Below are 21,270 nucleotides of genomic sequence, written 5' to 3'. Positions count from 1 at the left end.
GCGCCTTCGCGGTGCCATAGTGGGCGCATGGACCTCACGCCCTACGTCGACAACCTCCGGCGCGATCTCGCGGTCGCCGCGGGCGCGGGTGGCGACGAAGCCCGCGCCCTGGCCGGGCGGCTGACCGCGCCTCTGGAGTCGGCCGCCCGGCTGGCGCTGCTGAACGCGCTGTCCGACGCGATGGGAGAGGTCACCCGCGAGCTGGCGCCGGGCTCGGTCGACGTACGGCTGCGCGGGCTCGACCCCGAGTTCGTGGTGACGCCACCGGTGGCACACGACGTGTTCGAGGGGGCCGGGGAGGCCGAGAGCGTCCCCGCGCCCCCGCCGGCTCCGGTCGCGGAGACCGACGAGGGCGGCACCGCGCGCATCAACCTCCGGCTCCCCGCCCACCTCAAGACCCGGGCCGAGGAAGCCGCCGGCCAGGAGGGCCTCTCGGTCAACGCCTGGCTCGTACGTGCCGTCGCCGCCGCGCTGGAGCGGCCGGGCGAGCGTGCCCGCCCGGCCGACCGCCCCGCCCGGGGGCAGCAGGGCTTCACGGGCTGGGTCCGCTAGGCCCTGTCGTCAAACTCCCGTCTGCCCCGGTACGCGCACCACCTCAACCACTCCTTCACCCCACACAGCACTCCCTGAGGACTGTCATGCCCATGATCAGAACAACCTCTGTGCTCACCGCCGCGCCGGCGATCACCGCCACCGGACTGTCCAAGTCCTACGGCGACAAAGCGGTGCTCGACGGCATCGACCTGCACATCCCCGAGGGCACGGTCTTCGCGCTGCTCGGACCCAACGGCGCAGGCAAGACCACCACCGTCCAGATCCTCTCCACCCTCATCTCCGCCGACGCCGGCCAGGCACGGATCGCGGGCCACGACCTGACCGGCGAGGTCGCCGCCGTCCGCGCCGCGATCGGCGTCACCGGTCAGTTCGCTGCCGTGGACAACCTGCTGACCGCCCACGAGAACCTCGTGCTCATGGCGGATCTGCACCATCTGAGCCGCCGCGAAGGCCGGCGGCGCGCCACCGAACTGCTGCGCCGCTTCGAGCTGACGGAGGCGGCCGACACGTCCGTCGCCACCTTCTCGGGCGGCATGCGGCGCAAGCTCGACCTCGCGATGACCCTGGTCGGCGACCCGCGCATCATCTTCCTCGACGAGCCGACCACCGGCCTCGACCCGCGCAGCCGCCGCACGATGTGGGAGATCATCCGTGGTCTGGTCGCCGACGACGGCGTCACGATCTTCCTGACCACGCAGTACCTGGAGGAAGCCGACCAGCTCGCCGACCGCATCGCCGTCCTTGACCAGGGAAAGCTGGTCGCCGAAGGCACCGCGGACGAGCTGAAGCGCCTCATCCCCGGCGGCCACATCCGTCTCCGCTTCGGCGACGCGAACGGACTCGAAACGGCCGCCGCGCTCTTCGGTTCCGCCGCGCGCGACAGCGAAGAACTCACCCTGCGCATCCCCGGCGACGGCGACCTCCCCACCCTGCGCGCCGTCCTCGACGCCCTGGACGACGCGCAGGTCAAGGCCGAGTCCCTCACGGTGCACACCCCCGATCTCGACGATGTCTTCCTCACCCTCACCGGCCGGGCCCAGTCGGGCGCCGGGATCGACTCCCGCAAGGAGAACGTCCGATGAGTTCCCTGTCCTACGCCGTCAGCGACTCCCTGACGATGCTGCGGCGCAACCTGAAGCACGCGCTGCGCTACCCGAGCATGACGGTCTCGGTCGTCGCGATGCCGCTGGTGATGCTGCTGCTGTTCACCTACGTCTTCGGCGGCGCCCTGGGCACCGGCATCGGGGGGACACCCACCGGCGGCGGTGCGTACATCGACTACATCGCGCCCGGCATCATCCTGATGGCCGCGACCTCCGGAGCCCTGTCCACCGCGGTCAGCATCTGCTCGGACATGACCGAGGGCATCGTCAACCGGTTCCGTACGATGTCGATCTCCCGCGCCTCGTTCCTCACCGGGCATGTCGTCGGCAGCGTCATCCAGACGCTGGTCAGCATCGCGCTGGTCGTCGGTGTCGCCCTGCTGATGGGCTTCCGGCCCAGCGCCACCCCCGTGGAGTGGCTCGCCACCGCCGGCATCCTGATCCTGCTCATCCTGGCGCTCACCTGGCTGGCCGCCGCCATGGGCCTGATCGCCAAGAACGTCGAGACCGCCAGCAACCTGCCCATGCCGCTGACGTTCCTGCCCTTCCTCGGCAGCGCCATCGTCCCGCCGGAGTCCATGCCCACCGGGCTGCGCTGGTTCGCCGAGTACCAGCCCTTCACCCCGGTCATCGAAACGCTGCGCGGCCTGCTGATGGGCACCGGCATCGGCAACAGCGGACCCATCGCCGTCGCCTGGTGCGTCGGCCTCGCCCTGGCCGGCTACCTCTGGGCCCGCTCGGCCTTCAACCGCGACGCACGACGGTAACCGCCCCACCCCACACGCCACTTCACCCAGCGCCCGGCACTCAGCACGCAACACCCAGCACTCAGTACCGGAGGACACCATGCACAACGAACCGTCGACGCACCCCGCCCCCGAAGCGGCGCCGCACGACGAGCCGGTGACACGGCCGACCGACCGCCGCACCGGCTGCCCCTTCGACCCGCCCGCCGAGCTGACGCGGTTCCGCGCGGAGCAGCCACTGCGCCCGCTGCGCTTCCCCGACGGCCACATCGGCTGGCTGGCCACCGGGTACTCCGTGTGCCGCACGATCATGGCCGACGCACGGTTCAGCTCCCGCAAGGAGCTGATGCACGACCCGTCCCTGGACATCGGCGACATCGAGATCCCTCCGGCGGAGCCCGGCGAGTTCCTCCACATGGACGGGGCGCGGCACGGCCGTTACCGGAAGCTGCTGACGGGCAAGTTCACCGTCCGGCGGATGCGCCTGCTCACCGAGCGGGTCGAGCAGGTCACCGCCGACCACCTGGACGCCATGGAGCAGGCCGGTCCTTCGGCTGACCTGGTGACCGCGTTCGCCAAGCCCATCCCCGCGATCATGATCTGCGAGCTGCTGGGGGTGCCGTACGAGGACCGGGGCTCCTTCCAGGCGCAGGCCGAGACGATCTTCGTCGGGGACCTGGAGGACAAAATGGCCGCCTACACGGCGATCCAGACGTACCTCACCCAGCTGGTGGCCGCCAAGCGCACCGCCCCCACCGACGACATACTCAGCGACCTCACCGACAGCGACCTCACCGACGAGGAACTGATCGGCGTCGGCTTCCTCCTGCTGGCGGCCGGGCTCGACACCACCGCCAACATGCTCGGGCTCGGCACCTTCGCGCTGCTGAGCAACCCCGGTCAACTCGCCGCCCTGCGCGACGATCCGAGCCTCGCAGGCCAGGCCGTCGACGAGCTGCTGCGCTATCTGACCATCGCCGACCCGATGCTGCGGGTCGCACTGGAGGACGTCGAGATCGACGGCCGGCTGGTCAAGGCCGGTGAGACGGTCGTCCTCGCGCTCCAGGCCGCCAACCGCGACCCGGCGAAGTACCCCGAGCCCGACCGCCTCGACCTGCACCGCAAGGCCATCGGACACCTCGCCTTCGGCCACGGCGCCCACCAGTGCCTGGGCCAGCAGCTGGCCCGCGTCGAGATGACCGTCGCCTTCCCGGCGCTGCTCACCCGCTTCCCGACGCTGCGGCTCGCCGTCCCGCCGGAGGACGTACCCCTGCGCGCCCACACGAACATCTACGGCACGGAGAGCCTCCCCGTCACCTGGGACGAGAAGTAGGCGCCGGTGTGCGCAGGCCGAGCGCCGCCGACGGCCGTACGGAGCCGACGGGTTCGCCGTGTCCGAGTACCGGGGCCGTGGCGAGCGCGGACAGCCGCGGGTCGGCGTCGACGTCGACGCCGATGTGACGCAGGGCCGCGGTCATGACGACGGGCCGGGGCCGCTGTCCACCGTCGGCGATCTTGAGGGCGACCGCGGAACCGTCGGGCAGCGCGAGGGCGTACACGCCTTCGGCGCCGTCCTTGGCGACGGCGCCGGGAACGGCCTGCATGAGGGTGGTGACATCCCGTCCGGTACCGCCGACGTACTCGGGGTGGGCGTGCATCGCGGCGGCCACCCGCGCTTCGTGGCTGCCTGCGGGGGCGGTCGCGATCGCGGCGAAGGCGCGCGCGAGGCCGGTGAGGGTGAGCGCGAACAGGGGCGCCCCGCAGCCGTCGACGCCGACCGCGGTCGACTTCTCCCCGGCGAGGTCCTCCAGCGCGTCCCGCAGGGCGAGTTGGAGGGGGTGGCGGGGGTCGAGGTAGTCCTGCACGGACCATCCCGCGGCCACGCAGGTGGCCAGCATGGCGGCGTGCTTGCCCGAGCAGTTCATGGTGATGCGACTCGGCCCGAGTCCGGCGGCCAGGTGCGCGGGCTGCGCATCGGCGCCGATGGGCAGTGCGGCGGTGCATTGCAGGGCGTCCTCGGTCAGGCCCGCGCCCGCGAGAATGCGGTGTACGCCATCGAGGTGGAAGGTCTCGCCTGAGTGGCTCGCGCAGGCGAGCGCGAGGAGCGCACCGTCGAGGCCGAGCCCCGCGCGGAGCATGCCGACGGCCTGGAGGGGCTTGTTGGAAGAGCGCGGGTAGACGGGCACGGCGACGGGGCCCGCGGTCAGCACGGCGTTGCCGCCGGCGTCGATGACCACGACCGATCCGTGGTGCACGGACTCCAGGAAGTCGCCGCGCCAGACCTCTGCGAGCACGGGGTACGTGTCCTGCGATGCCCGTGAGGGAGCAGCGGAATCCTCGGTGTGTGCGGTGGTCATGCTCGTCCCTCCGGTCGGTTGCGCGGGCCGTGCACAGGGCGGCACGGCCCCGTCGAACTGTCGACAGTTATCAGTTTTTGCTGCACGTGTCGACGGTTGGCCACGAGGAAAGACGATCCCGGAGAACCGTTGACAGCGGGTCCGCGCCGCCTGTCCACTGTCGTCTGTCACCACGTGCAGTGGGGACTGTCGACAGTTCGTGACCCCGCGAGTGCTGTACTGCGAGCACCACACCGGCCCCTCGCCCCCTTGGAGATTCCCGTGACCGGACTGGTCCACCGCGGCTTGGCGGGACAAGTCGTGGAGATGCTGCGCGAGCAGATCCTCACCGGCGTGCTCCCGCCCGGCTCCCGCCTCAACGAGGTGGAAATCGCCCGCGATCTGGGCATCAGCCGAGGCCCGTTGCGTGAAGCCATCGGGCAACTGGTCAGTGAGGGCCTTCTCGTGCACGTGCCCAACAAGGGCGCCGCGGTCTTCGCCGCCCGCCCCGAGGACGTGGCGGCGCTCTTCGAACTGCGCGCGGCCCTCGAATGCGCGGCGGCACGCATGGCCGCACACCGCCGCCGGCCGCAGGAAGTGATCCGCCTGCGCAAGGTGTGCGAGCGCTCCCGCAAGGCCCGCGAGACGGGACGCAAGCTGCCGTACGACTTGGACCTGGACTTCCACCGTTCACTGATGGAGGCGGCGCACAGCCCGCGCATCGCCGAGCAGGTGTGGCTGGTGCAACAGCAGGTGATCGTGCTGCGCAGCGGCCTCACCTCGCGGACCGCGCACACGGAGACCTCGCTGACCGATCACGAAGCGATGGCGGGGGCGGTCGCGGAGGGCGACGCCGATCTCGCGGCCGGCCTGATGAAGGCCCATCTCGCGCTGGTGGAAACCGAACTGCTGCAGACCATGCAATCCGAGGCCCGCAACGAGGAGGCTCCGGGGGCGCACCGTACGGGACGTACCGCACCGTGACGCGCGCGCCCCGCCCCCGCGACCTGGGCATCGCCCCCGGCATCCTGCCTCCCGGGCCGTCGAACTCCCTCACCGACGTACCCGGCGTCCGCGTCGGCCACCGCACGCTCCATCACCACGACGCGGAGCAGCCGGTGCGCACCGGCGTGACCGTCGTCGTCCCGGCACCCGGCTCGCTGTTCCGTGCGAAGCCGGCCGCGGGCCTGGAGGTCGCCAACGGCTTCGGGAAAGCGGCGGGCCTGAGCCAGATAGCCGAACTGGGCGTTCTGGAAACGCCGTTGGCGCTGACGAACACGCTCGGCGTCGGCTCCGCCTTCGAGGGCCTGGTCCGGCACGCGCTGGACGGGCACCCGGAGATCGGCACCACCACGGGCACCGTCAATCCGGCGGTCTTCGAGTGCAACGACGGCTGGCTCAACGACATCAGGGGCCTGCATGTGCGCCCTGACCACGTCCTCGACGCGCTGAAGGCGGCGTCCGAAGGCCCTGTGCAGGAAGGGGCGGTGGGGGCTGGCACCGGCATGGTGGCCTTCGGCTGGAAGGCGGGCATCGGTTCCGGCTCCCGCCTCGTCGACGCCGGCGACGGCACCCGCTTCACGGTGGGCGCCCTGGTCCTGGCCAACTTCGGCCTGGCCGACGACCTGACCGTGCTCGGCGTCCCGGTGGGCCGCACCCTCACCCCGCACCAGGCCAGGGAACAGGCCGAGTTCGCGCGCGGCGCCGGCTCCTGCGTCGTCCTCATCGCCACGGACGCCCCGGCCGACGCCCGTCAGCTGCGCCGCATGGCCAAGCGCGCGACGGTCGGCCTGGCCCGCACCGGCGGCATCGTCCAGCACGGCAGCGGCGAGTACGCCCTGGCCTGGTCGACGACACACCGCGTCCCGCACCGGCCGCCGGGCCCCGTCCGCCCCGCCTCGGCCCTCGCCGAGGACGGCCCTCTGATCGACCTGTTCTTCCGGGCCGCAGCCGAAGCCACCGAAGAGGCCGTCATCGCCTCCCTGTTCGCCGCCCGCCCGGTGACCGGCGTACGCGGCCACCACGCCCCCGCACTTCCCGCGGACCGTATCGCCGACCTCGTCCACCACCCGGCGTCCGTCGAGCTGCGCGGGACGCCGCACCCCCCGACGTAACCGCCGCAGCCCCACCCCTCCACCACCTTCGTCGCTTTCCCCACTTTCATCACTTTCGGCGTGCCGGGTCACCCGGCGGCCGGCTGAACCCTGCCCTCAACCACCCCGAAATGAGCGACTCATGCCAGAAACCGCTCCGGCCGAGGCGTCCCGGCGCAGGCCGACCTTCCTCCAGGCCCTCACCCCCGTCGTCGTGATGATCGCCCTTCTGGTCACCGGCACGGTCTGGCTGGACCTCGACCCCGTGATCCTGCTGATCGTCGCCGGCGCCTTCGCGGGCGCCTTCGCCCTGCGGCTCGGCCTGAGCTGGGAGCAGATGCTGGCCGGCATCTGCCGCAAGATCGACTCGACGATGCCGGCGCTCCTGATCCTGATATCCATCGGGATGCTCACCGGCACCTGGATGGTCAGCGGGACCATCCCGATGATGGTGGACCTCGGACTCCGGGCGATCGCCCCGCACTGGATCATTCCGGTGTCCTTCCTGATCACCGCCGTCGTCTCCACACTCACCGGGACGTCATGGGGCTCCGTCGGCACGGTCGGCGTCGCCCTGATCAGCGTGGCGGGCGGACTGGGCGCCTCGCTCCCCATGACAGCGGGCGCGATCGTGGCGGGCGCGTACTTCGGCGACAAGATGTCCCCCCTGTCGGACACCACGAACCTCGCCCCGGTCGTCGCGGGCGCCAACCTCTTCGCGCACATCCGCCACCTCCTCTACACGACGGTCCCGGCCGCGGTCCTCTCGCTGGTCATCTACTTCTTCCTCGGCCTGACCCAGCACACGAACTCCGTGCAGGAACCGGGCCGGCAGACGCAGGAACTCCTCGCCTACCTGGACAAGGCGTTCACGTTCAGCCCGCTGCTGCTCCTGCCGCCGCTCGTGGTCCTGGCCGGCGCGGTGCTGCGCAAACCGCCGCTGCCGACGATCATCCTGTCGTCCATGGTCGCGGCGGTGCTCGGCGGCGTGGTGCAGGGCTTCTCCCTGAGCGACCTGAGCACAGCCGCGTCCGACGGCTTCAGCGTCGACATGCTCACCGCCCACGGCGGGGCCCCGCAATCGGTCCCGGCCGCAGCCCGGACCCTCCTCAACCGCGGCGGCCTCGCCTCCATGACGAGCGTCGTACTGATCGGCCTGGCGGGCTTCGCCTTCGCGGGCATCATCACCGAGGCCGGCTGCATGGACGTCCTGATGACCCGCCTGCTCAGGCGCGTCCGGCGCACCGGCGGCATCGTGCTGGCAACCGTGGGCTCGTCGGTCGGGGTGGCCCTGGCCACCGGCACCTCGTATCTGACCATCCTCATCCCCGGCGAGGGCTTCAAACAGGTCTACGCCGACCACGGCCTCGAACCGAAGAACCTCTCCCGCACCCTGGAGGACTCCGGCACTGTAATGGTGCCCCTGATCCCCTGGAGCGAGGCCGGGATGTACATGTCGACCGCCCTGGGCGTCACCACCCTCTCCTACGCGCCGTACGCCTTCCTCTGCTACCTCGGCGCCGTCTTCGCAGTGATCTGCGGCTACACCGGAATAGGCATCACCCGAAGCAGGCCGACGCAGGGGAAGAGCACACCGGCCGAGCCTGCAAGCTCTTAGGACGTGTCAGGAATCCCTTCTGGGCACCAACTCGACCCGCTGGCCGACCCGTTAGGGCACGCGCCCCGAAAAGACCCCAGACAACAAACAAGCCCCAGGTCACCGACCTGGGGCTTCGCGTTGGAGCGGGTGACGGGAATCGAACCCGCGCTCTGAGCTTGGGAAGCTCATGTTCTACCATTAAACTACACCCGCACAGAACCGCCCGAATTGAGGGCGGTGCAGCTTCGCACACTCTACCCCATGACCCGATCGCGGTGTGTTCTGCCCGTGGGGAACCCGTGAGCGCGACGGGTGTCGGAGGGGGGTCGCGGGGGTGGGATGCGGCTGCGGGGTGCGGGAGTTGGGGCGTACGGTGGGGCGGCGGAGTGCCGCGTGAAAGGGCGCCCGGTTCATCCCCTAATGTGGCGGGCGTTGTCCACGCAGTTGGGAGAGGACTTGATGGAGCGCACCGTCGTCCGTTGTGCCGAGGGGCACGTGTTCAGCACCGCTTCGTTCCCGATGCAGACCACCGACCGGCTCGGTCCCGGGCGGCTGTTGCGGTGCCCGCGCTGTGCGCGGCTGCGTAACGCGGTTCCGGTGGAGTACGCGAAGCGGTAGTCCTGCGGACCGTGCGCGGCAGGTGATCAGTGCCGGCCCGTGACGGTAAGCGGAAGGAAGCACCCGCGGTAGGAAGTGGCCGACGGCCGCCGATGGCGGCATGCGGCCGGCAGGAAGTGGAAGCAGGAGTGGCGGGCGAGGGTCCGGTCCCGGTGGGGCCGGACCCTCGCTGTGTGCGGGGCGGGGCCGCGCCGTGCGCCATGGCGGGGCCGGGCGCGTATCCTCGTCCCCGTGCTTCTCTCAGACAAGGACATCCGGGCCGAGATCGACGCCGGTCGGGTGCGCATCGACCCCTACGACGAGTCGATGGTGCAGCCGTCCAGCATTGACGTGCGTCTCGACCGCTACTTCCGGGTGTTCGAGAACCACCGCTATCCCCACATCGACCCCGCCGTGGAGCAGGCCGACCTGACGCGTGAGGTCGTGCCGGAGGGGGACGAGGCGTTCATCCTGCATCCCGGCGAGTTCGTGCTGGCCTCGACGTACGAGGTCATCACGCTGCCGGACGACCTGGCCTCCCGGCTCGAAGGGAAGAGCTCGCTGGGGCGGCTGGGGCTGCTGACGCATTCGACGGCCGGGTTCATCGACCCCGGGTTCAGCGGGCACGTGACGCTGGAGCTGAGCAATGTCGCGACGCTGCCGATCAAGCTGTGGCCGGGCATGAAGATCGGGCAGCTGTGCATGTTCCGGCTGACCTCGCCCGCCGAGCACTCCTACGGGTCGGCGCATTACGGCTCCCGCTACCAGGGCCAGCGCGGGCCGACGCCGTCGCGGTCCTTCAAGAATTTCCACCGTACTCAGGTGTGAAGGCACGCCCGGTCGGCGTGAGCGTGCGCCGTCGGGTGTGGGCGTACGGCGTGTGGGTGGCGGGGCAGCGGCCCCGGGGCGCGGCGCGCACAGGGCGTAAGAGACAGAAGGTCTGAGAGAGATACGTGAGTGACGTACGGGAGAACCTGACGTACGAGCGGTTCGGCGGGGCGATCCGCGAGCTGGCGCAGATGGTCGCCGACGACGGGTACGAGCCCGACGTCGTGCTGTCGATCGCGCGCGGCGGCGTGTTCGTCGCGGGCGGGCTGGCGTACGCGCTGGACTGCAAGAACATCCACCTGGTGAACGTGGAGTTCTACACGGGTGTCGGCACGACGCTGGAGATGCCGGTGATGCTGGCGCCGGTGCCGAACGCGATCGACTTCTCGCAGAAGAAGGTGCTGATCGCCGACGACGTGGCGGACACCGGCAAGACGCTGAAGCTGGTGCACGACTTCTGCCAGGGGACCGTGGCCGAGGTCCGCAGCGCGGTGATCTATGAGAAGTCGCACTCGCTGGTGAAGTGCGAGTACGTGTGGAAGCGCACGGACGAGTGGATCAACTTCCCGTGGAGTGTGGAACCGCCGGTCGTCCGCAGGGACAACCAAGTGCTGGACGCCTGACGGGAGTTGGGCCGGGCGGGGCGGGGTCCTTCCCGGCGCCCGTTCCGCTCCCCGTCCCGTTCCCCGCGCCGCGACCGCGCCTTTCGGCCAATACCGCTCCGGGTGTTCCGCCGGTGTCTACCTCCGAGTAGAAACCGGCGGTAACAGCAGACCGGAGGGGAGACCCCATGGCGCGTGCGAGATCGGTGAGGCCCAGGAGACGTACGGGACGGCGGCGGCTGGCGGCCGTGGTGGCGGCGCTGACCGTGGTGTTCGGCGGGATCGGCGGGACGGGCGCGGCCCTCGCGGCGCCGACCGCGACGGCGGGCACCGGGGGCGGCGCGCCCCTGTCGCCGGAGCTGGAGGCGGTCCGGGCGCGGCAGGCCACCGGCCTGTACGGCGACCCGGCCGTGCGCCCGCTCGACGAGCGCAAGACCTCGCTGATCTCGCTCGGCGACAGCGAGATCTCCGGCGAGGGTGTGGGCACGTACGAGCCGGGGACCGACGGGCCCGACAACTGGTGCCACCGGTCGCCGGACGCGGCGATCCACCGGACCGGCATCGCGGCGGACGTCACGTACAACGCCGCCTGTTCCGGTGCGTACAGCGGCAACATCGTCATCGGAGGCGACAAGCAGTACCCCGATGAGCTGGTGCAGAGCGACAGCCTGGCGGTCGCGGCGCGCAACACCCGGCTGAAGATGATCGTGCTGATGGTGGGCGCCAACGACGACCTCCAGTTCGGCCCGGTGATGACGGACTGCGTCACGCGCTGGTTCCTGCTCCAGGGCACCTGCGAGCCGAAGTACCAGCCGGGCTGGCAGGCGCGGGTGGACGGTCTGGTGCCCAAGGTCGAGCGGACCGTCGGCGACCTGCGGACGGTGATGCGCGACGCGGGGTACGGCGAGGGCGACTACCGGCTGGTGGTCATGTCGTATCCGAGCCCGATCGGGCCCGACGTGAAGGACAATCCCAACTTTCCGGGCAAGTTGCCGGGCGGTTGCACCGGTTACACCTCCGACGCGGGCTGGGGGCGGAACACCGCGGTCCCGGCGTTCGAGCGCGGGGTGCGCAAGGCCGCGGTGGGCGCAGGGGCGACGTACCTCGACACCTCGCGGCTGTTCCACGGGCACGAGGTGTGCATGGAGGACACCTGGGCGCGCGGCCTGTACGTGAACGTCGCCAACCCCTTCCCGCCGGACGCGAATTCGGTGCGGCAGTCCTTCCACCCCAACGCCAGGGGGCACGCCGCCTTCGCGTCCTGCCTGACCCAGCTCTACGACGCGGGGCTGCGCGAGGCGTCCTGCGCCGACCCGGCGAGCACCGGGAAGCCGGAGCTGTACCCGGGGGCCTGGGACGACGCCTTCCGGCCGCTGCACAACGCCGCAACCGGCAGCTGCCTGGACGCGACCGGCGGCGCGAGCGGCAACGGGACGGCCGTCGGCGGCTGGGACTGCAACGGGCAGCGCAATCAGGACTGGTGGCACGACACCCGGCAGCAGTCACTGCACGTCGGGCTGACCCATGACCGCTGCCTCGACGTGCCGGGCGGCCGGTACGAACCGGGTGCGGAGCTGGTGCTGTGGAACTGCTCAGGGGCGGCGAACCAGCAGTTCACCGCGGGCGACCAGGGGTCGTACCGGCCGGCCGGCGCACCCTCGCTCTGCCTGTCGCTGGGCGCCGCGAAGGACCCGCTGCGGCTCCAGCCCTGCGACGGTTCGGCGGCGCAGCGGTTCGGGGACGCGTAGCCGCACGCAACGGCCCAGGGCCCCGCTCCGGGAAGGGGAGCGGGGCCCTGGGCCGTACGTGCGGGGTGCCGGTTACAGCGTGCCGAGCTTCACCAGGGCGAGCAGGGCGATCAGCTGGATGGCGCTGGCGCCCAGCGCCTTGGGCCACGGCAGGTCGTGCGACTTGCTCACCATCGAGGTGAGGAGGTAGCCGGAGGCGAGCCAGGTCAGCCAGCCGAGGATCGTGACGAGCGGGCTGTCGCCGCCGAGGAACATCGCGAACACCAGCCGGGGCGCGTCCGAGATCGTCATGATCAGCATGGACAGGCCGATGGTCGGGGCCCAGGCGCCGTCGCCGCCGAGCTGGCGGGCGAGGGTGTGGGTGACCGCGCCGAGGATCAGGCTGCCGATGACGAACATCACGGCGGTGATCAGCACCCAGGGGATGCTGTTGGCGAGGGTGGCGTTGAGCACGTCCTCGCGGGCCTTGTCGAAGCCGAAGACCGCGAGCAGGCCGTAGACGAAGGTGACGATCAGCGCGGGGGCCCAGACCTGGTGGTCGCGCATCTGCCAGAACGTGGGCGCCGGGCGCAGCACGATGCCGGGCAGCAGCTGCTTCCAGTGCAGCCGGGGGCCGGCCGGCGGCGCGGTGGCCTGCCCGGCGCGGTAGACGCCGCCGTCGGCGTACCCGTCGTCGGGGCCCTGTCCCGGAGCGCCGCCGTACGGCTCCGCGTAGGCGTCCGGGGCCTCACCGATGCTGAACTGCTGGGTGTGGCCGGGGCTGTTGTCGGCGGTGTACGGCGCGTACGACTGCGGCGGCTGGTAGCCGCCGTCGCCGAAGTACTCCGGTTCGCCGTGGCCGCCCGGCTGCCCCTGCGGCGGGCCGCCGTACTGCGGCTGCGGGGGCTGCGGCGGCTGCTGCTGCCACTGGCCATGCGGAGGCGGGGGCTGTTGCCCGTACGGTCCCTGCTGTCCGTACGGCGCCTGCTGCCCCTGCTGCTGCCCGTCCTGCGCGGAGCGGGGATCCCGTCCGCGACCCATCCTGAATCCAGCCACTCACCGAACGTACCTGCTCCGCGCTGCCCCCGGTGTCGGCGTGGGTGTACCGGAGGGCCTTTGCTGCCGAGCTGTGACATCCCCTAGGGGGAACAGGACACCGCGACCTGCGGAAACCGGCCAGGGGCCCTAGGGAGTCCACCGCAGGGTCAGCTCCGGAAGGCCCTCCATGTTGCCGCTGCCGTCCCCGGTGGCGACGACGGTGAAGCCGTGGTGGGCGTAGAAGGCGCGGGCCATGGTGTTGCGCGCGAAGACGTGCAGGGTGAGGCCGTCGGGGCGGTGGCCGCGGGCCGTTTCGAGCAGCAGGGTGCCGGTCCCGGTGCGGAGCGCGTCGGGGTGTACGTAGAGGTCTTCCAGTACGTCGTCTCGGACGGCGGCGTAGCCGATGAGGGCGGGGCCGCGTACCGCCACCCAGGTGGTGCAGGTGGTGAGCACCGTCTCGCGGATCCAGTGGGTGACGGCCGCGTGGTCGTGGCGCTGCGGCGGGAGGTAGGGCATGGTGGCGCGCCGCGACTCCTGGTGGACGTGCGCGATCTGCGGCGCGTCGGCCGTGGTGGCGGGGCGTATCAGGGGGAGCGGGGCGGCCGGGTGCATGGCGGCATGGTCGCAGGCCGGGTGCCGTCGGGACAGGGAATTTCCCTGCGGCGGACGGCGGTTGGCGGTCGCCGCCCGGATGCGCAACGGCCACGGCCGGTCCCGCGGTGTGCGGGACCGGCCGTGGCCTGAGGGTTGCTCCGTGGCGTCACTTCACCGGTTCGGGCTCCGGTGCGTCCTCGGCCGCGGGCTCGCCGTCCGGGTCGGCGGGTGTCTTGACGGAGTCCAGCAGGAGCTGGGCGACGTCGACGACCTGGACGGATTCCTTCGCCTTGCCGTCGTTCTTCTTGCCGTTGACGGAGTCGGTGAGCATGACGAGGCAGAAGGGGCAGGCGGTGGAGACGATGTCCGGGTTGAGGGACAGCGCCTCGTCGACCCGTTCGTTGTTGATGCGCTTGCCGATGCGCTCTTCCATCCACATCCGGGCGCCGCCCGCGCCGCAGCAGAAACCGCGCTCCTTGTGGCGGTGCATCTCCTCGTTCCGCAGGCCTGGCACCTTGGCGATGATCTCGCGCGGCGGTGTGTAGACCTTGTTGTGGCGGCCGAGGTAGCAGGGGTCGTGGTACGTGATCAGGCCCTCGACGGGGGTGACCGGCACCAGCTTGCCCTCGTCGACGAGGTGCTGGAGCAGCTGGGTGTGGTGGATGACCTCGAACTCGCCGCCCAGCTGCGGGTATTCGTTGGCGATGGTGTTGAAGCAGTGCGGGCAGGTCGCGACGATCTTCTTGGCCGACTTGGGCTTCTTCGTCGACTCGTCCTCGTCGTCCTCACCGAACGCCGCGTTCAACGTGGCGACGTTCTCCGCGCCGAGCTGCTGGAAGAGGAACTCGTTGCCCAGGCGGCGCGGCGAGTCACCGGTGCACTTCTCGTCGCCGCCCATGATCGCGAACTTGACGCCGGCGATGTGCAGCAGCTCGGCGAACGCCTTGGTGGTCTTCTTGGCGCGGTCCTCCAGGGCGCCGGCGCAGCCGACCCAGTAGAGGTACTCGACCTCGGTCAGGTCCTCGACGTCCTTGCCGACGACCGGGACCTCGAAGTCGACCTCCTTCGTCCAGGCCAGCCGCTGCTTCTTGGCCAGGCCCCAGGGGTTGCCCTTCTTCTCCAGGTTCTTGAGCATCGTGCCCGCCTCGGACGGGAACGACGACTCGATCATGACCTGGTAGCGGCGCATGTCGACGATGTGGTCGATGTGCTCGATGTCGACCGGGCACTGCTCGACGCAGGCACCGCAGGTGGTGCAGGACCACAGGACGTCCGGGTCGATGACGCCGTTCTCTTCGAGGGTGCCGATCAGCGGGCGCTCGGCCTCGGCCAGCGCGGCGGCCGGCACGTCGGCGAGTTGCTCGGCGGTGGCCTTCTCGTTGCCTTCTTCGTCCTTGCCGCCGCCCGCCAGGAGGTAGGGCGCCTTGGCGTGCGCGTGGTCGCGCAGCGACATGATCAGCAGCTTCGGGGAGAGCGGCTTGCCGGTGTTCCAGGCGGGGCACTGCGACTGGCAGCGACCGCACTCGGTGCAGGTGGAGAAGTCGAGGATGCCCTTCCAGGAGAAGTGCTCGATCTGCGAGACGCCGAACTGGTCGTCCTCGCCCGGGTCCTCGAAGTCGATCGGCTTGCCCGCGCTGGTCATCGGCTTCAGCTCGCCGAGCGCGACGTCACCGTCCGCCTCGCGCTTGAACCAGATGTTGGGGAAGGCGAGGAAGCGGTGCCAGGCCACGCCCATGTCGGTCTTGAGCGCGACCGTGATCATCCAGATGAAGGACGTCGCGATCTTGAGGCCGGCGAAGAAGTAGGTGAGGTTCTGGAGCGTCGAGACGTCCATGCCCTCCAGCCACGAGATCACCGGGTACGAGATGAAGAACGACGCCTCGTAGCCGCTCACGTGGTGCTGGGCGCCCTCCAGCGCGTGCAGCATGAAGATGCAGACGCCGACGATGAGGATGACGGCCTCGACGAAGTACGCCTGGCCGAAATTGGAGCCTGCGAAGCGGGACTTGCGGCCCGCGCCGCCCGGCCGGCTCAGCTGCCGGATGACGATCAGGACCAGGATGCCGAGGACCGTCATCGTGCCGATGAACTCGACGAAGACGTTGTACGGCGCCCACTCGCCGATGACCGGCAGCAGCCAGTCGGCCTGGAAGAGCTGGCCGATGGCGTTGACGATCGTCAGCAGCAGCGAGAAGAAGCCCACCGCCACGAACCAGTGCGCCACACCGACGACGCCCCAGCGGTTCATGCGGGTGTGGCCGAGGAATTCCTTGGCCACGGTGACGGTGCGCTGTACGGGTTCGTCGGTACGGGTGCCGGCCGGTACGGGCTGGCCGAGCCGTACGAACCGGTAGATCTGCACCAGGGCACGGCCGAACAGCGCGACGCCGACCGCGATGAGGACCAGCGACACGAGGATCGCGGCGAGTTGCATTTGGGGGCTCCTCGAACCTGCGAGAGCGGAAATCTGAGCGGGACTACTAAGCGGTAACTTTTCGGGTCTGCGCTGAGGTTACCCAGTATCCGCGACCCCATGAAGCCGCCCGGCCGGTGATCTGCGTCGCGCAGGCAACCCTGCGCAGCCGTCCCGGCGTCCCCCGGCGACCGGGGCGTCGCAGGCCAAAACCCTCGGTGACGATAAGGCCGACATAAAAGTTGAGTGGGCTCGACTCAGGTCTGTTGACAGGTTTGGATCCGTGTTGCACTCTTGAGCCTGTTCCACTCAAGTCACTGGAGGAATTGAAATGGCACGTGCGGTCGGCATCGACCTGGGCACGACGAACTCCGTCGTCAGTGTTCTCGAAGGCGGTGAGCCCACCGTCATCACCAACGCCGAGGGCGCCAGGACCACGCCGTCCGTTGTCGCCTTCGCCAAGAACGGCGAGGTGCTGGTCGGCGAGGTCGCGAAGCGCCAGGCGGTCACCAACGTCGACAGGACCATCCGGTCGGTCAAGCGCCACATGGGCACCGACTGGAAGATCGACATCGACGACAAGGGCTTCAACCCGCAGCAGATGAGCGCCTTCATCCTGCAGAAGCTCAAGCGTGACGCCGAGGCGTACCTGGGCGAGAAGGTCATGGACGCGGTCATCACCGTCCCGGCCTACTTCAACGACTCCGAGCGCCAGGCCACCAAGGAGGCCGGTGAGATCGCGGGTCTGAACGTCCTGCGCATCGTCAACGAGCCGACCGCCGCAGCGCTGGCCTACGGCCTGGAGAAGGACGACCAGACCATCCTGGTCTTCGACCTCGGTGGCGGCACCTTCGACGTCTCGCTGCTGGAGATCGGTGACGGCGTCGTCGAGGTGAAGGCCACCAACGGTGACAACCACCTCGGTGGTGACGACTGGGACCAGCGCGTCGTCGACTACCTGGTCAAGCAGTTCCAGAACGGCCACGGCGTCGACCTGGCCAAGGACAAGATGGCGCTCCAGCGCCTGCGTGAGGCCGCCGAGAAGGCGAAGATCGAGCTGTCGTCCTCCACCGAGACGACGATCAACCTTCCCTACATCACCGCCTCCGCCGAGGGCCCGCTGCACCTGGACGAGAAGCTCACGCGCTCGCAGTTCCAGCAGCTGACCGCGGACCTCCTGGAGCGTTGCAAGACCCCGTTCCACAACGTCATCAAGGACGCCGGCATCGAGCTGTCCGAGATCGACCACGTGGTGCTGGTCGGCGGCTCGACCCGTATGCCGGCCGTCGCCGAGCTGGTCAAGGAGCTGACCGGTGGCAAGGACGCCAACAAGGGCGTCAACCCGGACGAGGTCGTCGCCATCGGCGCCACCCTCCAGGCCGGTGTCCTCAAGGGTGAGGTCAAGGACGTCCTCCTGCTGGACGTCACCCCGCTGTCCCTCGGTATTGAGACCAAGGGCGGCATCATGACCAAGCTCATCGAGCGGAACACGACGATCCCGACCAAGCGGTCCGAGATCTTCACCACCGCCGAGGACAACCAGCCCTCCGTGCAGATCCAGGTCTACCAGGGCGAGCGCGAGATCGCGGCGTACAACAAGAAGCTCGGGATGTTCGAGCTGACCGGTCTGCCGCCGGCCCCGCGTGGCGTCCCGCAGATCGAGGTCTCCTTCGACATCGACGCCAACGGCATCATGCACGTGACCGCGAAGGACCTGGGCACGGGCAAGGAGCAGAAGATGACCGTCACCGGCGGCTCCTCGCTGCCGAAGGACGAGGTCGACCGCATGCGCCAGGAGGCGGAGCAGTACGCGGACGAGGACACCAAGCGCCGCGAGGCCGCCGAGGCCCGTAACCAGGGCGAGCAGCTCGTCTACCAGACGGAGAAGTTCCTCAAGGACAACGAGGAGAAGGTCCCCGCCGAGGTCAAGACCGAGGTCGAGACCGCCGTCGGCGAGCTGAAGGAAAAGCTCAAGGGCGAGGACACCGCCGAGATCCGCACCGCCACCGAGAAGGTCGCCGCCGTCTCGCAGAAGCTGGGCCAGGCCATGTACGCCGACGCCCAGGCCGCGGGTGGCGCCGAGGGTGCTGCGGGTGCCGAGGGCGCCGAGCAGGCCAAGGCCGATGACGACGTCGTGGACGCCGAGATCGTCGACGACGAGAAGCCGAAGAAGGATGGTGCCGCGTGACGGAGGAGACCCCGGGCTTCGAGGAGAAGCCCGACGTCCCTTCCGGCACCGAGTCCGCAGGACACCCTGACGACGCGGCGCAGCGTGCCGAGTCCGCCGACAAGGCGGGCTCGGCCCCGGCCGGGGACGACAAGCCCGACACATCCGACATCGCGCTCACGGCGCAGCTGGACCAGGTGCGTACGGCGCTCAACGAGCGCACCGCGGACCTCCAGCGGCTCCAGGCGGAGTACCAGAACTACCGCCGCCGGGTCGAGCGGGACCGGGTCACGGTCAAGGAGATCGCCGCGGCGAACCTCCTGTCCGAGCTCCTTCCGGTGCTCGACGACGTGGGCCGTGCCCGTGAGCACGGCGAGCTGGTCGGCGGCTTCAAGTCGGTCGCCGAATCCATGGAGACCGTGGTCGCCAAGCTGGGCCTCCAGCAGTTCGGCAAGGAGGGCGAGCCCTTCGACCCGACGATCCACGAAGCCCTGATGCATTCGTACGCGCCCGACGTCACGGAGACGACGTGCGTGGCGATCCTTCAGCCCGGGTATCGCATCGGTGAACGAACGATCCGCCCCGCGCGGGTCGCGGTCGCCGAGCCGCAGCCGGGTGCCCAGGGCACCAAGTCCGCCTCCGAAGAGGACAGCAAGCCTTCGGACGAGGAAAACGGTGGCCCGGACGAGGGCTGACGTGCGGACGGCAGAGAAGAAGACGCGGAAGGAGGGACGTCGGGGATGAGCACCAAGGACTTCGTCGAGAAGGACTACTACAAGGTCCTCGGCGTCCCCAAGGACGCCACCGACGCCGAGATCAAGAAGGCGTACCGCAAGCTCGCCCGGGAGAACCACCCGGACGCCAACACCGGTGACGCCAGGGCCGAGGAGCGCTTCAAGGAGATCTCCGAGGCGAACGACATCCTCGGTGACCCCAAGCGCCGCAAGGAGTACGACGAGGCGCGGGCGCTGTTCGGCAACGGCGGCTACCGGCCGGGCCCCGGCGCGGGCGGCGGCAGCTTCAACTTCGACCTGGGCGACCTCTTCGGGGGCTCGCAGGGCCAGGGACAAGGGCAGGGCGGCGGCTTCGGCGGCGGGCTCGGGGACGTCTTCGGCGGCCTCTTCAACCGCGGCGGCGCCGGGACACGTACCCAGCCGCGCCGCGGCCAGGACGTCGAGTCCGAGGTGACGCTCAGCTTCACCGAGGCGGTGGACGGGGCCACGGTCCCGCTGCGGATGTCCAGCCAGGCGCCGTGCAAGGCGTGCTCGGGCACCGGCGACAAGAACGGTACGCCGCGGGTCTGCCCGACCTGCGTCGGCACCGGGCAGGTCAGCCGGGGCGCGGGCGGCGGCTTCTCCCTCACCGATCCGTGCGCCGACTGCAAGGGCCGGGGCCTGATCGCCCAGGATCCGTGCGAGGTCTGCAAGGGCAGCGGCCGGGCGACGAGCGCGCGCACGATGCAGGTCCGCATCCCGGCCGGGGTGTCGGACGGGCAGCGCATCCGGCTGCGCGGCAAGGGCACTCCTGGTGAACAGGGCGGCCCGGCGGGCGACTTGTACGTCGTGGTCCACGTCGACAGCCACCCCGTCTTCGGCCGCAAGGGCGACAACCTCACCGTCACGGTGCCGGTCACCTTCCCGGAGGCCGCGCTCGGCGGCGAGGTCCGGGTGCCGACGCTGGGCGGCCCGCCGGTGACGCTGAAGATCGCGCCCGGCACTCCCAACGGACGCACCATGCGGGCCCGGGGCAAGGGCGCGGCCCGCAAGGACGGCACCCGCGGCGACCTGCTGGTCACCATAGAGGTGGTCGTTCCTCAGGAACTCGGCGACAAGGCCAGGGAATCGCTGGCGGCCTATCGCGAGGCGACCGCGGGAGAGGATCCGCGGGCAGAGCTGTTCCAGGCCGCGAAGGGAGCTTGAGATGGACAGCCGGGGCGGGCATCGTCGGAACCCGTATGAACTGACCGAAGATTCGCCGGTGTACGTCATCTCCGTCGCGGCTCAGCTCTCCGGCCTGCATCCGCAGACCCTGCGGCAGTACGACCGGCTGGGCCTGGTCTCGCCCGACCGCACGGCCGGGCGGGGCCGCCGCTATTCCGCCCGGGACATCGAACTGCTCCGTACGGTGCAGCAGTTGTCCCAGGACGAGGGCATCAACCTCGCCGGCATCAAGCGCATCATCGAGCTGGAGAACCAGGTGGCCGCGCTCCAGCAGCGGGTCGCCGAACTCCAGGGCGCCCTGGAGGGCGCGGCCAGCGCGATGCAGCAGCGCGAGGCGGCGGTGCACGCCTCCTACCGCCGCGACCTGGTGCCGTACCAGGACGTGCAGCAGACCAGCGCGCTGGTGGTGTGGCGCCCCAAGCGCGGCGAGTAGCGCCATCCGAGCGGGGGAAGGGCCGGGGAGACCCGGCCCTTTCGCCTGCCCGCGGCCCGGCAGGGCCTAGCAGCCGTTGTAGCCCGCGGTCGGCATCGACAGCCTGCGGTGCACGTGCGACTTCATCGCCGGGGTGTAGACCGGCTCGTCGAGGTCGGCGGTCGCCAGCCGCACGCCGGCCGCCGCGCACCGCTCGGCGAAGGCGTCGGCGTCGTCGACGGCGTGCTCCAGCACTCTGCGGTGCGGCGCCACGAACACGTCGACGAGGCCCTGCTCGACGTCGCGCCACAGCTGGTCGTGGTCGGCGCGCAGGCGGTGCAGGCTGAGCCGGCAGGTCAGGTGGAAGTCACGGGCCGCCGCCCACTGTCCGCACATCTCGTGCTGGCCGCGGTCGTCGACCAGGAACGGTTCCTCGTCCAGCTCGGACAGCGGCATCAGGCAGGCGATCGCCGTGACACGGACCGCGTTCATCGTGCCCTCCGGGGCGTCGCGACGGTG

At 70.3% G+C, this 21,270-nt stretch carries 19 protein-coding genes and 1 tRNA gene; 14 read left to right on the top strand and 6 right to left on the bottom strand.

Features of this window, described 5'->3' with window-relative positions; translation table 11 throughout:
• Window positions 1–27 precede the first annotated feature (27 nt).
• From ACIBK8_RS21995 to ACIBK8_RS21980, 4 genes are all read left to right on the top strand, one after another.
• Window positions 28–552 (top strand): hypothetical protein, encoded by a 525-nt coding sequence (locus ACIBK8_RS21995; RefSeq protein WP_399043475.1) that lies wholly within the window; start codon window positions 28–30, stop codon window positions 550–552.
• Window positions 553–638: 86 nt separating this feature from the next.
• Entirely contained in the window at window positions 639–1,637 is a 999-nt protein-coding gene (locus tag ACIBK8_RS21990) for an ATP-binding cassette domain-containing protein (protein ID WP_399043474.1), read from the top strand.
• Window positions 1,634–2,425, top strand: a complete 792-nt coding sequence (locus tag ACIBK8_RS21985; RefSeq protein WP_399043473.1) for an ABC transporter permease — start codon at window positions 1,634–1,636, stop codon at window positions 2,423–2,425. The genes ACIBK8_RS21990 and ACIBK8_RS21985 overlap by 4 nt, the downstream gene beginning before the upstream one ends.
• A 79-nt stretch (window positions 2,426–2,504) precedes the next feature.
• Entirely contained in the window at window positions 2,505–3,737 is a 1,233-nt protein-coding gene (locus ACIBK8_RS21980; RefSeq protein WP_399043472.1) for a cytochrome P450, read from the top strand.
• Here the strand turns inward: ACIBK8_RS21980 and ACIBK8_RS21975 are convergent.
• Window positions 3,718–4,761 carry an asparaginase gene (locus ACIBK8_RS21975; protein ID WP_399043471.1) on the bottom strand — a complete coding sequence of 348 codons (1,044 nt, stop codon included), beginning with the start codon at window positions 4,759–4,761 and terminating at the stop codon, window positions 3,718–3,720. The genes ACIBK8_RS21980 and ACIBK8_RS21975 overlap by 20 nt on opposite strands.
• Window positions 4,762–5,022: 261 nt before the next feature.
• On the opposite strand from ACIBK8_RS21975, the gene ACIBK8_RS21970 reads away from it, so the two are divergent.
• The 3 genes from ACIBK8_RS21970 to nhaC all read left to right on the top strand — a co-directional run bounded on the left by ACIBK8_RS21970 (window position 5,023) and on the right by nhaC (window position 8,451).
• Window positions 5,023–5,724, top strand: a complete 702-nt coding sequence (locus ACIBK8_RS21970) for a GntR family transcriptional regulator (RefSeq protein ID WP_399043470.1) — start codon at window positions 5,023–5,025, stop codon at window positions 5,722–5,724.
• On the top strand, window positions 5,721–6,854 hold the full coding sequence (locus tag ACIBK8_RS21965) for a P1 family peptidase (protein ID WP_399043469.1): 1,134 nt from the start codon (window positions 5,721–5,723) through the stop codon (window positions 6,852–6,854). Before ACIBK8_RS21970 ends, ACIBK8_RS21965 begins: the two co-directional genes overlap by 4 nt.
• A gap of 121 nt (window positions 6,855–6,975) precedes the next feature.
• Window positions 6,976–8,451 carry a Na+/H+ antiporter NhaC gene (gene nhaC / locus ACIBK8_RS21960; protein ID WP_399043468.1) on the top strand — a complete coding sequence of 492 codons (1,476 nt, stop codon included), beginning with the start codon at window positions 6,976–6,978 and terminating at the stop codon, window positions 8,449–8,451.
• Window positions 8,452–8,572: 121 nt separating this feature from the next.
• Here nhaC and ACIBK8_RS21955 read toward each other — a convergent pair.
• A tRNA-Gly gene (locus ACIBK8_RS21955) sits at window positions 8,573–8,646 on the bottom strand.
• Between the two features lie 636 nt (window positions 8,647–9,282).
• Between ACIBK8_RS21955 and dcd the strand changes: the two genes are divergently transcribed.
• From dcd to ACIBK8_RS21940, 3 genes are all read left to right on the top strand, one after another.
• Entirely contained in the window at window positions 9,283–9,858 is a 576-nt protein-coding gene (dcd, locus tag ACIBK8_RS21950; RefSeq protein WP_399043467.1) for a dCTP deaminase, read from the top strand.
• A 125-nt stretch (window positions 9,859–9,983) separates the two neighbouring features.
• On the top strand, window positions 9,984–10,481 hold the full coding sequence (locus ACIBK8_RS21945) for a phosphoribosyltransferase (RefSeq protein WP_393684084.1): 498 nt from the start codon (window positions 9,984–9,986) through the stop codon (window positions 10,479–10,481).
• Window positions 10,482–10,648: 167 nt separating this feature from the next.
• Complete coding sequence (locus ACIBK8_RS21940; RefSeq protein ID WP_399043466.1) at window positions 10,649–12,208, top strand: ricin-type beta-trefoil lectin domain protein; 1,560 nt, start codon at window positions 10,649–10,651, stop codon at window positions 12,206–12,208.
• 72 nt (window positions 12,209–12,280) lie between these two features.
• Here the strand turns inward: ACIBK8_RS21940 and ACIBK8_RS21935 are convergent, their stop codons facing one another.
• From ACIBK8_RS21935 to ACIBK8_RS21925, 3 genes are all read right to left on the bottom strand, one after another.
• The gene (locus tag ACIBK8_RS21935; protein WP_399043554.1) at window positions 12,281–13,228 is read right to left on the bottom strand and encodes a Yip1 family protein; all 948 of its coding nucleotides are present in this window, start codon (window positions 13,226–13,228) and stop codon (window positions 12,281–12,283) included.
• Between the two features lie 144 nt (window positions 13,229–13,372).
• Complete coding sequence (locus tag ACIBK8_RS21930; RefSeq protein ID WP_399043465.1) at window positions 13,373–13,837, bottom strand: GNAT family N-acetyltransferase; 465 nt, start codon at window positions 13,835–13,837, stop codon at window positions 13,373–13,375.
• Window positions 13,838–13,985: 148 nt separating this feature from the next.
• Window positions 13,986–16,253, bottom strand: a complete 2,268-nt coding sequence (locus ACIBK8_RS21925; protein WP_399043464.1) for a heterodisulfide reductase-related iron-sulfur binding cluster — start codon at window positions 16,251–16,253, stop codon at window positions 13,986–13,988.
• A 310-nt stretch (window positions 16,254–16,563) separates the two neighbouring features.
• Here ACIBK8_RS21925 and dnaK point away from each other — a divergent pair, with 310 nt between their 5' ends.
• Genes dnaK through ACIBK8_RS21905 form a run of 4 tightly spaced genes read left to right on the top strand, consistent with a single transcriptional unit; the run spans window position 16,564 to window position 20,772 of the window.
• Window positions 16,564–18,420 carry a molecular chaperone DnaK gene (gene dnaK, locus ACIBK8_RS21920; protein ID WP_393684077.1) on the top strand — a complete coding sequence of 619 codons (1,857 nt, stop codon included), beginning with the start codon at window positions 16,564–16,566 and terminating at the stop codon, window positions 18,418–18,420.
• Entirely contained in the window at window positions 18,417–19,094 is a 678-nt protein-coding gene (gene grpE, locus ACIBK8_RS21915; RefSeq protein WP_393684075.1) for a nucleotide exchange factor GrpE, read from the top strand. The genes dnaK and grpE overlap by 4 nt, the downstream gene beginning before the upstream one ends.
• A 45-nt stretch (window positions 19,095–19,139) precedes the next feature.
• Window positions 19,140–20,318 carry a molecular chaperone DnaJ gene (gene dnaJ / locus ACIBK8_RS21910; protein WP_393684073.1) on the top strand — a complete coding sequence of 393 codons (1,179 nt, stop codon included), beginning with the start codon at window positions 19,140–19,142 and terminating at the stop codon, window positions 20,316–20,318.
• 1 nt (window position 20,319) lies between these two features.
• Window positions 20,320–20,772 carry a heat shock protein transcriptional repressor HspR gene (locus tag ACIBK8_RS21905; protein WP_227047113.1) on the top strand — a complete coding sequence of 151 codons (453 nt, stop codon included), beginning with the start codon at window positions 20,320–20,322 and terminating at the stop codon, window positions 20,770–20,772.
• 66 nt (window positions 20,773–20,838) lie between these two features.
• Here the strand turns inward: ACIBK8_RS21905 and ACIBK8_RS21900 are convergent, their stop codons facing one another.
• Window positions 20,839–21,243 (bottom strand): hypothetical protein, encoded by a 405-nt coding sequence (locus ACIBK8_RS21900; protein ID WP_393684070.1) that lies wholly within the window; start codon window positions 21,241–21,243, stop codon window positions 20,839–20,841.
• Window positions 21,244–21,270 lie beyond the last annotated feature (27 nt).

Source organism: Streptomyces sp. NPDC050161, assembly GCF_044460025.1.
Classification (GTDB): Bacteria; Actinomycetota; Actinomycetes; order Streptomycetales; family Streptomycetaceae; genus Streptomyces.
The sequence above is the reverse complement of the archived record's forward strand: the minus strand, read 5'-3'. Positions and strand labels throughout refer to the sequence as shown.